Origin of the sequence: Parabacteroides bouchesdurhonensis (assembly GCF_900186615.1) — a bacterium.
Classification (GTDB): Bacteria; Bacteroidota; Bacteroidia; order Bacteroidales; family Tannerellaceae; genus Parabacteroides; species Parabacteroides bouchesdurhonensis.
Genome location: NZ_LT896588.1, coordinates 3,516,694 through 3,530,815, shown reverse-complemented (window position 1 = coordinate 3,530,815; position 14,122 = coordinate 3,516,694). Strand labels below are relative to the sequence as shown.

The 14,122-nt window shown below is 44.3% G+C and carries 9 protein-coding genes; 7 read left to right on the top strand and 2 right to left on the bottom strand.

Translation table 11 applies throughout. The features are described from left to right. Nucleotides 1-79 precede the first annotated feature (79 nt). A complete protein-coding gene (locus C1721_RS15220; RefSeq protein WP_102409035.1) occupies nt 80-2,437 on the top strand; it encodes a GH92 family glycosyl hydrolase in 2,358 nt (785 codons plus the stop codon). A 78-nt stretch (nt 2,438-2,515) separates the two neighbouring features. Continuing rightward, complete coding sequence (locus C1721_RS15215; protein ID WP_234347664.1) at nt 2,516-4,744, top strand: GH92 family glycosyl hydrolase; 2,229 nt, start codon at nt 2,516-2,518, stop codon at nt 4,742-4,744. 94 nt (nt 4,745-4,838) lie between these two features. Here the strand turns inward: C1721_RS15215 and C1721_RS15210 are convergent, their stop codons facing one another. Next, entirely contained in the window at nt 4,839-6,554 is a 1,716-nt protein-coding gene (locus C1721_RS15210) for a sensor histidine kinase (RefSeq protein ID WP_102409034.1), read from the bottom strand. An 86-nt stretch (nt 6,555-6,640) separates the two neighbouring features. Beyond that, a complete protein-coding gene (locus C1721_RS15205; RefSeq protein WP_102409033.1) occupies nt 6,641-7,528 on the bottom strand; it encodes an AraC family transcriptional regulator in 888 nt (295 codons plus the stop codon). Between the two features lie 156 nt (nt 7,529-7,684). On the opposite strand from C1721_RS15205, the gene C1721_RS15200 reads away from it, so the two are divergent. From C1721_RS15200 to C1721_RS15180, 5 genes are read left to right on the top strand one after another with little or no spacing between them, the layout of a single operon-like run. Beyond that, entirely contained in the window at nt 7,685-9,103 is a 1,419-nt protein-coding gene (locus tag C1721_RS15200) for a rhamnulokinase (protein ID WP_102409032.1), read from the top strand. Nucleotides 9,104-9,129: 26 nt separating this feature from the next. After that, nucleotides 9,130-10,389: an L-rhamnose isomerase gene (locus C1721_RS15195; RefSeq protein WP_102409564.1), complete on the top strand. Its 1,260-nt coding sequence runs from the start codon at nt 9,130-9,132 to the stop codon at nt 10,387-10,389. Next, nucleotides 10,389-11,417: an L-rhamnose/proton symporter RhaT gene (gene rhaT, locus C1721_RS15190; protein WP_102409562.1), complete on the top strand. Its 1,029-nt coding sequence runs from the start codon at nt 10,389-10,391 to the stop codon at nt 11,415-11,417. Before C1721_RS15195 ends, rhaT begins: the two co-directional genes overlap by 1 nt. A 7-nt stretch (nt 11,418-11,424) precedes the next feature. Then, nucleotides 11,425-12,237: a rhamnulose-1-phosphate aldolase gene (gene rhaD, locus C1721_RS15185; protein WP_102409031.1), complete on the top strand. Its 813-nt coding sequence runs from the start codon at nt 11,425-11,427 to the stop codon at nt 12,235-12,237. A 20-nt stretch (nt 12,238-12,257) separates the two neighbouring features. Next, nucleotides 12,258-14,054 carry an alpha-L-rhamnosidase-related protein gene (locus tag C1721_RS15180; protein WP_102409030.1) on the top strand — a complete coding sequence of 599 codons (1,797 nt, stop codon included), beginning with the start codon at nt 12,258-12,260 and terminating at the stop codon, nt 14,052-14,054. Nucleotides 14,055-14,122 lie beyond the last annotated feature (68 nt).

Below are 14,122 nucleotides of genomic sequence, written 5' to 3'. Positions count from 1 at the left end.
GGCGTAATACTTTCAGAAAGTAAAGAGATTTTATTACTTTGTGAACAGAAATAATTAGTTGAATTAAATAAAATATATCATGAAGAAAAAATGTGTTTGCATTCTCGCTTTAATGACTGTATTGGCCTGGAACAGCAAACTTGTCGCCGCAGCTAATGAAAACGAGACCTTTGATCCGGTAGAGTATGTGAATCCGTTAATGGGTACACAGTCTTCCTTTGAATTGTCAACAGGAAATACCTATCCTGCCATTGCCCGTCCGTGGGGAATGAATTTCTGGACGCCACAGACAGGAAAGATGGGTGACGGTTGGCAATATGTATACACTGCGAACAAGATTCGCGGATTCAAACAAACCCACCAGCCGAGTCCCTGGATTAATGACTATGGCCAGTTTGCTATTATGCCGGTAGTTGGCAAGCCTGAATTTGATCAGGATAAACGGGCAAGCTGGTTTTCTCATAAAGGAGAAATAGCAAAGCCTTATTACTATAAAGTTTATCTGGCGGAACATGATGTAGTAACAGAGTTTACTCCAACAGACCGTGCCGCTCTGTTCCGTTTTACTTTTCCGGAGTCAGACAATTCATATATTGTAGTGGATGCTTTGGATAAAGGTTCATATATAAAAGTGATCCCGGAAGAAAACAAGATTATCGGTTACAGCACAAAGAACAGTGGTGGTGTTCCTGATAATTTCAAGAATTATTTCATTATTGAATTTGATAAACCGTTTACGTATGAAGCTACGTTTGCCGATGCCACTTTGAAAGAAGGTGCAAAGGAACAGACTTCCGACCATGTTGGTTCTGTAATTGGTTTCAAGACAAAGAAAGGCGAAGTGGTTCACGCCCGTATCGCTTCTTCTTTTATTGGCTTCGACCAGGCTGCTGTTAATATGAAGGAGTTGGGTAACGATAGCTTTGAAACTTTGGTAAATAAAGGAAAGAATGCTTGGAACGATGTGTTGGGACGTATTGAAGTAGAAGGAGGTTCATTAGACCAATTCCGTACGTTCTATTCATGTATGTACCGTTCGCTGTTGTTCCCACGCAAGTTTTATGAAATAGACGCTGCCGGAAAAGTGGTTCATTACAGCCCATATAACGGCGAAGTATTGCCGGGCTACATGTTCACCGATACCGGTTTTTGGGATACATTCCGTTGTTTATTCCCATTCTTAAACCTGATGTATCCTTCTATGAATAAGGAAATGCAGGAAGGTTTGATTAATGTATATAAGGAAAGCGGATTCTTCCCCGAATGGGCTAGCCCCGGACATCGCGGTTGTATGGTTGGAAATAATTCGGCATCAATCTTAGTGGATGCTTATATGAAAGGCGTTAAGGTGGATGATCTGGAAACTTTGTATAAAGGTTTGATTCACGGGACGGAGAATGTACATCCTACAGTGTCTTCAACAGGTCGTTTAGGACACGAATATTACAATAAACTGGGTTATGTTCCTTATGATGTGAAGATTAATGAAAATGCAGCACGTACGTTGGAGTATGCTTATAATGATTGGTGTATCTGGAAGATAGCAAAGGATTTAGGCCGTCCGAAGAAGGAATTGGAATTGTATGCCCGTCGTGCGTTGAACTATAAGAATTTGTACGATAAGGAATCAATGCTGATGCGTGGAAAGAATGAAAACGGCGAGTTTATGGCTCCGTTCTCTCCATTGAAATGGGGTGATGCTTTTACGGAAGGTAATAGCTGGCACTATTCATGGTCGGTATTCCATGATCCGCAAGGCTTGATAGACCTGATGGGAGGCAAGAAGAACTTTGTGATGATGCTGGATTCCGTATTTGCCGTTCCGCCATTGTTTGATGATAGTTACTATGGCCAGGTTATTCATGAAATTAGGGAAATGACGGTTATGAATATGGGTAACTATGCCCACGGTAACCAACCTATCCAACATATGATTTATATGTATAATTACGCAGGTCAGCCTTGGAAAGCCCAGTACTGGTTGCGTCAGGTAATGGATCGCATGTATACTCCCGGACCTGATGGATACTGTGGTGACGAAGATAACGGACAGACTTCTGCCTGGTACGTATTTACTGCTTTAGGTTTCTATCCGGTCGCTCCGGGAACAACACAATATGTGTTAGGCGCTCCGCTATTTAAGAAGGCTACTTTACATTTTGAAAATGGAAATAATTTGGTAATTAATGCTCCGGATAACAGTGCAAAGAATATCTATATTGAATCTATGACTTTCAACGGTAAGAATTACACGAAGAATTATCTGGATCATAATGATTTGTTTAAAGGCGGTGTAATTGACTATAAGATGGGTGATAAACCTAATTATAACAGAGGAATCAATCCGGAAGATATGCCGTATTCTTTTTCTGTTAACGAAGAAGGAATCAGCAAATTATCTCCTATTACCGCTCCCAAGTCAAAGAAGAAAAAATAAAACAGTATGAACAAGAATATTAAGACAAATATGCTGGCACGTCTTGGTAAAGTCTGTTTGGTTGCCGCCTCCGTATTTATGCTTCCATCTTGCACGCAAGATGGAAGGATTCCGGCAAACCAAAAGACGCCGGTTGATTATGTAAATCCATATATGGGAAATATCAGCCATTTGCTGGTCCCTACATATCCGACGGTACATTTGCCAAACAGTATGCTTCGTGTATATCCGGAACGGGCTGATTTTACAGGTGATCGTCTAAGCGGCTTACCTATTATTGTGACCAGTCACAGAGGTAGTTCTGCTTTCAACCTTAGTCCGTATCAGGGAGATGAATCAGGTTTGCAACCTGTGATAAATTACAGTTATGACCATGAAAAGATATTGCCTTATCGTTATCAGGTCTATTTAGATGATAATGATATTGATGTGGATTTTGCTCCTTCTCATCAAAGTGCCGTGTACACTATTACTTTTGAGAAAAACAGTCCGGCTTATTTGGTATTCAACAGCCGGAATGGGCAATTGAAGACCGACGGTAATGTTGTTAGCGGTTATCAATACGTAGATAAGAAAACAAAAGTTTATTTATATGCGGAAACGAATAAAAAGCCTGAAAAAACCGGTGTTTTAGTTGACGGAACGGTTAATTACGGAGAAAATACAGTAGAGGGAAAAGATGCCGCTGTTGTTCTTGCTTTCGGTAATGATGTAAAAAATTTGGGCGTTCGTTATGGAATTTCATTTATAGATGAAGAACAGGCGAAAAACAATCTGGAGCGCGAAATTGCTGCTTATGATGTAGATGTTGTTGCCAAAATTGCTCGTAACGATTGGAACGATGCTCTCGGTAAAATCCAGATAAAAGGCGGCAGTGAGGACGAAAAAATTGTATTTTATACTTCCTTGTATCGTTGTTATGAACGCCCGGTTAAGTTGAGCGAAGATGGCCGTTATTATAGTGCTTTTGACGGAAAGATTCATGAAGATGGCGGTCGTGCATTCTATACGGACGATTGGATTTGGGATACATACCGTGCTACTCATCCGCTACGAATTTTAATTGATGAGGAAAAGGAAAATAATATTATCAATTCTTACCTGTTGATGGCAGAGCAAATGGGTACAAACTGGATGCCTACTTTCCCGGAAGTAACTGGTGATAGTCGCCGTATGAATTCCAATCATGCTGTTGCTACGGTTATTGATGCGTATCGTAAAGGATTGCGTGGCTTTGAACTGGAAAAGGCTTATATTGCAGCTAAAAAAGGTATAGAAGAAAAGACCTTGATTCCGTGGTCGGGCGCTCCTGCCGGATGGTTGGATGATTTTTATAAAGCGCATGGTTATATTCCTGCGTTAAAACCGGGAGAGGCGGAAACTGTTCCGAATGTTTCTGTTTGGGAAAAGCGTCAGCCGGTAGCTGTTACATTAGGTACGGCCTATGATGAATGGTGCTTGGCTCAGATTGCCCAGGAATTAGGGAAAACGGATGACGCAAACCATTATATGCGTAGCGCTTATAATTATCGAAACTTGTTTAATCCGGTTACGAAGTTTTTTCACCCGAAAGATAAAGACGGCAATTTCATCGAACCGCTGGATTACCGTTACGACGGAGGATTAGGTGCTCGCGACTATTACGACGAGAACAACGGTTATATTTATCGGTGGGATGTGCAACATAATATTGCGGATTTGATCTCTTTGATGGGTGGAAATGAAGCCTTTGTCTCCGCATTGGATTCCATGTTCAATACACCGCTTGGAATGTCTAAATGGCAATTCTATTCATTTTTACCCGATCATACCGGAAATGTTGGTATGTTTTCAATGGCTAACGAACCAAGTTTGCATATTCCTTATTTATATAATTATGCCGGTCAGCCATGGAAAACCCAGAAACGTATCCGTACGTTGTTGAATCAGTGGTTTCGTAACGATTTGATGGGTGTTCCCGGTGATGAAGACGGAGGAGGAATGTCTGCCTTTGTTGTATTCAGCCAGATGGGATTTTATCCGGTTACTCCCGGATCACCTACATATAATATCGGTAGTCCGGTGTTTACTGATGTCAAGATTGATATGGGAGGAGGCAATACCTTTGAGATAAAAGCGAATAATGCTTCCGATGAAAATAAATATGTTCAATCAGCCAAATTGAATGGAGTAACTTTAAATCAGCCCTGGTTTAATCATAGCGACATTGTAAATGGAGGCTTGTTAGAACTGGAAATGGGATCGAAAGCAAATAAAGAGTGGGGGACATCTACACCACCGCCTTCTGCTGAGCCAATGCCGAAATAATATTCATTCCTTTCGGGAGAAATTTTGATTTCTCTCGAAAGGAATTTAATTTTCTTCCGAATGGAATGAAATTTTCTATTCAATTACTTCTATGCTATTTTTGATTCAATGGCAATGTAAACCAGAATGTAGCTCCCTTTCCTTCTTCCGAATCTACACCGATCGTTCCTCCCAGATGTTCAACTATTGTTTTGCTGATAGTAAGTCCTAAACCTGTGCCCTGTTTAAAAGTATTGGCCTTTATAAAACGTTCAAATATTCGTTCTTGATTTTCTTTGCTGATACCGATGCCTGTATCTTTAACGCAAACTTTGAGCATATTATCTATGGTCTCATAATATATCGTTATGCTCCCTTGTTCGGTGAATTTGATCGCGTTGTTGATGAAATTTGAGATAACTTGAATGATGCGTTTTTCGTCTGTCTTGATTAATATAGAAGGCAAATTTGAATCGAATATAAGACTTACTCCCTGTGGCATTTTAATAGAGTCTGTAATAGCTATTTCACCGCAGATTTCTTTTATATCAACTTCGGTTATATTGTAGTCAAGTATTCCTGCTTCTATCTTGGAAAAGTCTAGAATATCATTGATTAACTGGAGCAATAAATCATTGTTTTTATGTATGATATCTAAATATGTTTTTCGTTCTTCTTCTTCTTCTGTTTCAGCAAGGATGTCCGAAAAACCAACAATGGCATTTAGTGGTGTCCGTATCTCGTGGCTCATGTTTGCGAGGAAGGCCGATTTTAGTTTATCCGCTTCTTTTATTTTTACAAGTTCCAGCTCTTTTTCCCACATTTCTTCTCTTTTGCGCTGGTTGTCTGTGTCGTCAAATACTATGTACAAGTAACCAAATATGTTATTGTCTGCATCTTTTAGAGGGATGCCTTTTACTTGCAGGTGTTTTACGCTTTTTGTATCAGATGAACTATAATAGCCACTTTTGTTTAGAATGTTGAAATCATAGTCGATTAGGAAAGCCACATCTTCTCCTTTTCTTAATTTCTTATTTACCCATTTAGGAATATTGGGGTTCTTAAACATGTTGATGCCTATTACTTCTTCTTTCTTTGTACAGAAAATGTCTATGTCTGCTTGGTTCAGGTCTAATAAATTCCCGTTTTCGTCATATAATTCTACTCCCCAAGGTAGCTTTTCAAAGATAATCTGGAATTTGGATTCGCTTCTTAGCTTTTGAGCTTCGGTATATTTTGCAATGCCTTTAGCACGGGCTCTTTCGATGGCAATGGCAAGTATGTCGGCAAAGACGCGTAAGTTTTCTGTATCAAATACTGTCCATGAACGTTGTCTTTTTACAGAGTCAAGTCCTATAAAACCACGAACTTTTCCTTCATAAAAAACAGGAATAGATAATAGTGATTTGATATTTTGCAGTTGAAGAAGTTCATATTCTTTTCCTGCTTCTGCCGGCATTAAACTAATGTTGTTGATAATAATATCTTTTCCTTCGCTAATCATATTGATCCACCAAGGAACATCTTCTTTGGAAAGCTGACGAAGTAAATCTTCGCGCATGGAAACAATACCATCGCATGTTACCTCGTTGGTAAAATCCACAATGCTTTCCTGCTCATTGAATATACCGATATAAACACGGTCTACGTCAAAGTATGCCAATATTTGTAATAATGCCTGGTCTACAACAGAATCCTGGTCTGTACGGATTAGCGTATTTAAAACTTTCGACATAGCTTCCCGTAATGAGATAATCTGATCGAGAAAATTATTACTCGCATAATTTATACTATTGAAAGCTTTATTTTGATCATTGTCTGATGTATTCATGCTCTATTTAAGTTCTTTTGAATTTTGTAGTACAAATGTAAGAGTTAATTTTAAATATATTCTTGTTGTTTATTAAATAATACTTATTAGTGGGCTCTTCCCCTGAATTCGGAGGGAGTTAAGCCTTCTTTCTTCTTAAAGAACGTAGAGAATTGCCCTACATTATCAAACTTTAAAAAGTAGGCAATTTCTGAAATGTTCATGGATGAAGTTGTTAGTAACTCTTTTGCTTTTGACAGTTTTTGCTGTAGTTGGTATTGGGCGGGAGAAACACCTGTATATTCTTTAAAAGAACGACGGAACCATGAATAGCTAAATCCGATTAAAGATGCGATTTCTTTAGGGGAGAGAGGATTGTCCAGATGTTCTTTCATCAGAAGTCTGGCCTGGTTTATTTTGTCTACGATATATGTATTGGTAAATGAATTGTTTCTGTTTTTATAATATACAGTTCCCAAGATATGTAAAACGATGCTGGATATTATTTGTTGGTAACCGAATTTCTCCTGTGAAGCATACTTTAGAATGTCTTCGTATAATTCAATTATAGTCGCACTCAATCCTATATGAAGGATGGGCTCTTCTTTTGAGAAGAATTTCTTTTCTACACGTCTGTCAATATGTATGCCACGAAATCCAACCCAGTATTCATCCCACCCTGATTCCTTGTCGGGGTAATAACTGTGCCATTCGCCGGGAAAAAGGAGGAACATCGTTCCGCTGTTGACCTTTTGTAATTTACATGATTGGGAGGAGAAATAGCCTTTGCCTTTGGCGATATATACTAACTGATATTCGTTAAGAATACGTCCGTTCTGAGGCTTGAAGTTGTAGTTCTCAGGGTGACCGGATAAAGGATAATGTGCCTGAGGAGGTATAAATTGACAGCCGGCGGTTGTTACTACAATTCCCCAATCTTCATCTGTAGGAGTAACAGTCAGATAATATAGTTGGTCGCTTTTCTGTTCGTGCATATTAGATTGTGTATGGTTTTAAAAACAAACATACATAAAATTGCATAACTATCCATAGGAAATGTCATATTTGAAAGGTTTAATATCATTTTCATAAATAGAAGGAAGCATTGATCTTTTATTTTTGTTATCATATAAAATAAGCTTTGTTAAACCATGACAGAATACAATTTTCTGGCCTTTGATATTGGAGCCACAAGTGGTCGTGCCATAGTAGGTACTTTAAGTAATGATAAATTTGAAGTAAAGGAAATAAATCGTTTCCCGAATTCGATGGTGGAATTACACGGACGGTATTATTGGAATATATACGCGCTTTATACTTCTCTGTTAGAAAGCCTGGCGATATGTAGCCGGCAGAGAATAACTCTTCATTCCATAGGAATTGACACTTGGGGCGTCGATTTCGGTTATATTGCTCCGGATGGATCTTTGCTGGGATTACCGCGTTCGTACCGCGATCCTTATACGGAAGGCGCTCCGGAAGATTTCTTTAAACAGATGTCTCGTGAAGAAGTTTATAAACGGACCGGCATACAAGTAATGCCGTTTAATACTCTATATCAACTTTTCCGTTCCGGAGCAGATACGTTTGTGCCGCAAAAGAATGCCGCAAAGATTTTGTTTATCCCCGATTTACTGGCATATATGCTTACCGGACGTATGGTTTGCGAGTATACTATCGCATCTACTTCCCAGTTGTTGAATCCGCAAACTTATAACTTTGACTCCGATTTATTGAAGTCGGTCGGAGTTTCTTCTTCATTAATGAGTCCGGTTATAATGCCCGGTACGTTAATCGGGCGGCTTAGCCCTTCTATCTCCCGGAGAACCGGAACAGGAGAGATTCCGGTGATAGCGGTAGCCGGTCATGACACAGCTTCGGCAGTAGCAGCTGTACCTGCGTCAACGCCGCATTTCGCTTATCTGAATAGCGGTACCTGGAGTTTGATGGGTATAGAGGTGGATACCCCCATTATTAATAAAGAGTCTTATACTAATAACTTTACGAACGAGGGAGGAATAGAGGGCACAATCCGCTTCCTTAAAAATATTACAGGTATGTGGATATTGGAACGATGCCGGGATGAATGGATGCGTACCGGTTTGAATTACTCCTATCAGGATATGGAACGTATGGCGGAACAGTCAAACTTTAGTTCATTGATTAATCCGGACGATCCCCGTTTTGCCAATCCGGAGAGCATGCTGAAAGAGATTGCCGCCTATTGTGAAGAAACCGGGCAACAAGCGCCTGCATCGGAGGCGGAATATGTTCACTGCATATTTTACAGTCTGGCTAACCGTTATAAGGAAGTATTAGGTATGTTATCTTCCATGTCACCCTTTGAGATAATGCAATTACATGTTATTGGCGGCGGTTCACAAAATAAACTGTTAAACCGGCTGACAGCGAATGCCACGAACATTCCGGTTATTGCCGGCCCTTCGGAGGCTACGGCTATCGGAAATTGCCTGATACAGGCTAAATCGGCCGGATTGTTGACAGACCGTTGGGATATACGCCGTCTGATAGCTGCCTCGTTCCCGTTAGAAACATTTCAACCTCAATGATATTGCAAATATTAAAGAATAATACCATGATAAAAGACAGTTTGGTTTATAAAGCATTTGAAGTGGCAGCCGAGCGATATGTTGCTGTTGGAGTAGATGTAAATAAGGCATTGGAAGAGATGAAACAGATTTCTCTTTCCTTGCATTGCTGGCAGGCGGATGATGTGTCCGGATTCGAGAACCAGGGCGGTTCATTAACCGGTGGTATCCAGGTGACCGGCAATTATCCGGGACGAGCCCGCTCTATTGATGAGTTACGCGATGACGTTTTGAAGGCAAAATCGTTTATCCCCGGCAAGCATCGTTTGAATTTGCATGAGATTTACGGTGACTTCCAAGGGAAGAAAGTAGATCGCGACGAAGTAGAGCCACAGCATTTTGAAAGTTGGATGCAATGGGCAAAGGAGAACGACTTTAAACTAGACTTCAACAGTACTTCTTTCTCCCATCCTAAGAGCGGAGATCTGACGTTGGCAAATCCGGACGACAGAATCCGTAACTTCTGGATAGAGCACACGAAACGTTGCCGCCGGATCAGCGAAGAAATGGGTAAGTTCCAAGGTGATCCTTGCATGATGAATCTATGGATACATGACGGGAGCAAAGAAGTGCCCGCCAGCCGTATCAAATACCGCCGCATCCTTGAACAGTCGCTGGACGAGATATTCGCTACCGAATATAAGAACATGAAAGATTGTATTGAAGCAAAACTGTTTGGCATCGGACTGGAAAGTTATACGGTAGGATCATACGACTTCTATCTGGGCTACGGCGCGAAGAAGAATAAGATCGTTACTTTGGATACCGGACATTTCCACCTGACGGAAAGTATTGCCGACAAAGTTTCTTCACTGCTCCTTTTCACTCTGGAGATAATGTTACACGTCAGCCGTCCGGTACGTTGGGATAGCGACCATGTTGTCATACTAAGCGACGACCTTCTTGACCTTGCCCGCGAGATAATCCGCTGCGATGCCCTCGACAGGGTGCACATCGGTTTGGATTACTTCGACGCAACTATCAACCGCATCGGCGCTTATGTAATAGGAAGCCGGGCTACCCAGAAGGCATTCATGCAAGCCTTATTAGAACCGGTTGGCTTATTGCGCCAATATGAAGACGAAGGTAAGTATTTTGAACGGCTTGCCTTACAGGAAGAATTAAAGAGCCTGCCTTGGAGCGCTGTCTGGGATATGTTCTGTTTGCAGAATGACGTTCCGGTAGGAGAGGCTTACATCCGGGAGATAGAAAGATACGAACAGGCAGTAACATCGAAACGGGTATGATGGATATCGGCATCGGATTATTGATTATAGCAATAGGCAGCTTGGGGCAAAGCAGTTCCTATGTGCCTATCAACAAGGTTAGGGAGTGGAGTTGGGAGAGTTTCTGGCTGGTACAGGGAATCTTTGCCTGGCTGCTTTTCCCTTACCTGGGCGCTTTGTTGGCTATTCCGGACGGTTGCAGCCTTTTGGAATTGTGGAATACACAGGGAAGCGTTACCGCTGTAATCTATGGAATGCTTTGGGGCATTGGCGGATTAACCTTCGGGTTAAGCATGCGTTATCTGGGAGTCGCCCTTGGTCAAAGTATCGCGTTGGGTACATGTGCCGGTTTCGGAACCTTGTTTCCGGCATTGTTCGGTGGCACGGATTTGCTGCATGGAACAGGATTGGTTCTGTTGACAGGTGTTTGCATTACTCTTGCCGGTATCGCGGTGATAGGATATGCGGGCAGCCTGAAAGCTTGGAACATGACGGAGGAGGAGAAAAAAGCGGCCGTGAAAGACTTTGCACTCACCAAAGGCCTCCTTGTAGCTCTCCTTGCAGGTATCATGAGTGCATGCTTTAATTTGGGATTGGAGGCCGGCAACGGGGTATTGCTACGGACCAAATCGGCCGGGGCTAACGAGTTGTTTGCTCTTAATCCGGTAGTCTTGCTCGTTACCATAGGCGGATTCTGTACTAATGCCGTCTATTGTATCTATCAGAACATAAAGAATGGGACAGGACATGATTATTTATCCGTATCGCGAGGTACATTTCTCAATAATCTGTTATTTTGTGCATTGGCCGGTGTGTTGTGGTATTCGCAGTTTTTCGGCCTGGGCATGGGGAAGAGCTACTTTGCCGGCTCTCCGGTAATGCTGGCTTTTTCGTGGAGCATCCTGATGTCTCTGAATGTAGTGTTCAGCAACCTTTGGGGAATTCTGCTGAAAGAATGGAAAGGAGCGGGAAAGCGTACTGTTGTTATACTGATAACCGGCATGTGCATACTTATCTTTTCTCTTTTATATCCGAACTTAATTAAATGAAACAGACATGATAACAATAAGAAACAATACCCGCCTGATGGCGGAAATAGACCGTATCGCCGAAGTGGCCGGCTACCTGTGGACCAAAGGCTGGGCGGAACGTAACGGCGGAAACATATCCGTAAACGTATCTTCTTTCCTTACCGACGATGAAAAGATACTGCCTTCCCTTTGTCCTTCCGTCCCTTTGGCAGAAGAGGTAACGGAGCTGTGCGGACACGTGTTTTACGTTACCGGAACAGGCAAACGAATGCGATACGTAGCCAAAGACCCTTTTGCCAACGGCTCTCTGATACGCATTGCCGATGACGGGAAGTCGTACGACATCATTGCAGAGCAAGCCATTGCGCCCACTTCCGAACTGCCATCGCATCTGCTGATGCACAACTTTGTAAGACGGTCGGGACGCGACAATCGCGTGGTGCTTCACACGCATCCCACCGACCTGATAGGCATGACGCACTGCAAGCCTTTCCTCAACTCGGAGGTGCTTACGCGTACGCTTTGGAGCATGATTCCGGAATGCCGTATCATTGTGCCCAAAGGAGTGGGGATAGTGCCCTACGAGATACCCGGCACGCTGGCGTTGGCACATGCTACTATCGAACAGCTGGCACACCACGATGTAGTGTTCTGGGAGAAGCACGGTATCCTGGCAGTTGGCGAAGACGTGATAGAATGCTTCGACGCCATTGATACGCTCAGCAAATCCGCCCAGATCTATTTTAGCGCCCGCATGGCAGGGTTCGAGCCCGAAGGCATGACGGACGAGCAACTGGACGGCCTGGTAGAACCATTCGGTTTGGAAATATACGGTTAGACTTAAAAACCTTTGATAGCATGAAACACCTTCTTATCCTTATAGCATTGCTTTGTTCATGCGGAGTATTTGCCGGGCAGCGCGACAGCCGTGTGCGTGAGTATCTGCCTCCCGTCAGGATTCTCTGGCAGCAAGGCGGCGAGCAAATATCCTGCGCAGACCGCCTGCTTCGTCCCGGCAACGGACAATCCGAACTGGTATCCTCCGGCGACATCTGCATCATGAAGAGCGCCTCCGCCGGGCATCCCGCCATCTTGTTGGATTTCGGACGGGAGCTGCAAGGCGGCCTACAGTTCGTCACCGGCATGTCACCTGCCGGCAAACCCATTACCGTCCGCGTACGTTTGGGAGAGTCGGCCAGTGAGGCCATGTGCGACATCGACGGGCTGAACGGCGCTACCAACGACCATGCCATGCGCGACTTCACCTTGCAGCTTCCCTGGCTGGGCGTGACAGAGGCGGGCAACTCCGGCTTCCGCTTTGTGAGGATAGACTTGCCGGACGACAATGTAGAGCTGCACCTGAAAGAAATACGTGCCGTTTCCACCTTCCGCGATCTGGAATATAAAGGCTCGTTCCGTTGCAACGACGAGCGTTTGAACCGTATCTGGCAAACCGGAGCTTACACCGTTCACCTGAACATGCAGGAGTATCTTTGGGACGGTATCAAGCGCGACCGCCTGGTATGGGTGGGCGATTTGCATCCGGAGGTAATGACCGTATGCGCCGCCTTTGGAAACAACGACGTTGTTACTAAAAGCCTCGACTTGATACGCGACATAACGCCTCTTCCGCAATGGATGAACGGCATCAGTTCGTATTCCGTATGGTGGCTGCTTATCCAGCACGACTGGTATCTGTATCAGGGCAACAGGGCGTATCTGCAAGCGCAGCAATCGTATATCACGGGGCTGCTGGAGCTGCTTCTCACCAAGATAGACAGCGATGGGGTGGAACGGCTGGACGGCAACCGCTTCCTGGACTGGCCCAGCAGCGAGAATGCCGAGGCTATCCATGCCGGACTGCAATCGCTCATGGTGCAAGCCTTCGGGGCAGGCGTCCGGTTGTGCCTCTGGCTGGGAGACGATGAACTGGCCGCCCGTTGTGAAGCCGCCCGGACAAAGGCCGTACAGGCCGGCAAACGCCTGAACCCTGCCGGAACGAAGCAGGCGGCCGCCTTGATGGCGCTGTCGGGCCTGCTGCCTGCCGCAGAGGCGGACCGGAAGTATCTTTCCGCAGGAGGGGCTAAGGGCTTCTCCACCTTCTACGGGTATTATATGCTGAAAGCAATGGCCGAGGCGGGCAACTACACCGGCGCTTTAGACATGGTACGCACCTATTGGGGCGCCATGCTCGATCTGGGCGCCACTACCTTCTGGGAAGATTTCGACATGGACTGGCTACCCGGCGCGGCACGTATAGACAGCCTTGTTCCCGCCGGAATGAAAGACATCCACCGCGATTACGGCAACTATTGTTACCGTGGATACCGCCACAGTCTGTGTCACGGCTGGGCATCCGGCCCTACGGCCTGGCTTAGCCGGTACGTATTGGGAGTGGAAGTGGTAGAACCCGGTTGCAGGGTGGTGAGCATCTCGCCCCATCTGGGCGACCTGCAATGGGTGGAGGGCACTTTCCCCACACCCTACGGGGTAATTGAGATACGTCACGAGAAAGATGCCAACGGGCAGATACACAGCGTTGTAAATGCGCCGGGCGAGGTAACGGTCCTGCGCCCCGCACCTCAATACCTTTGCGCCGTACACCTCAACGCTCTTGCGGCGTGGGGCGCAAGACCTTTGCGGCGTACGCAGTAACGCTCTTACCGTGCACACGGTAAAGGTTGTACCGTTAGAACGGTAAAGGTCATACCGCGTACACGGTA

Bases quoted from the DNA above. Each gene is read 5' to 3' on its own strand.
- C1721_RS15220 (WP_102409035.1), top strand. From the start codon at position 80: ATGAAGAAAAAATGTGTTTGCATTCTCGCTTTAATGACTGTATTGGCC.
- C1721_RS15215 (WP_234347664.1), top strand. From the start codon at position 2,516: ATGCTTCCATCTTGCACGCAAGATGGAAGGATTCCGGCAAACCAAAAG.
- C1721_RS15210 (WP_102409034.1), bottom strand. From the start codon at position 6,554: ATGAATACATCAGACAATGATCAAAATAAAGCTTTCAATAGTATAAAT.
- C1721_RS15205 (WP_102409033.1), bottom strand. From the start codon at position 7,528: ATGCACGAACAGAAAAGCGACCAACTATATTATCTGACTGTTACTCCT.
- C1721_RS15200 (WP_102409032.1), top strand. From the start codon at position 7,685: ATGACAGAATACAATTTTCTGGCCTTTGATATTGGAGCCACAAGTGGT.
- C1721_RS15195 (WP_102409564.1), top strand. From the start codon at position 9,130: ATGATAAAAGACAGTTTGGTTTATAAAGCATTTGAAGTGGCAGCCGAG.
- rhaT (WP_102409562.1), top strand. From the start codon at position 10,389: ATGGATATCGGCATCGGATTATTGATTATAGCAATAGGCAGCTTGGGG.
- rhaD (WP_102409031.1), top strand. From the start codon at position 11,425: ATGATAACAATAAGAAACAATACCCGCCTGATGGCGGAAATAGACCGT.
- C1721_RS15180 (WP_102409030.1), top strand. From the start codon at position 12,258: ATGAAACACCTTCTTATCCTTATAGCATTGCTTTGTTCATGCGGAGTA.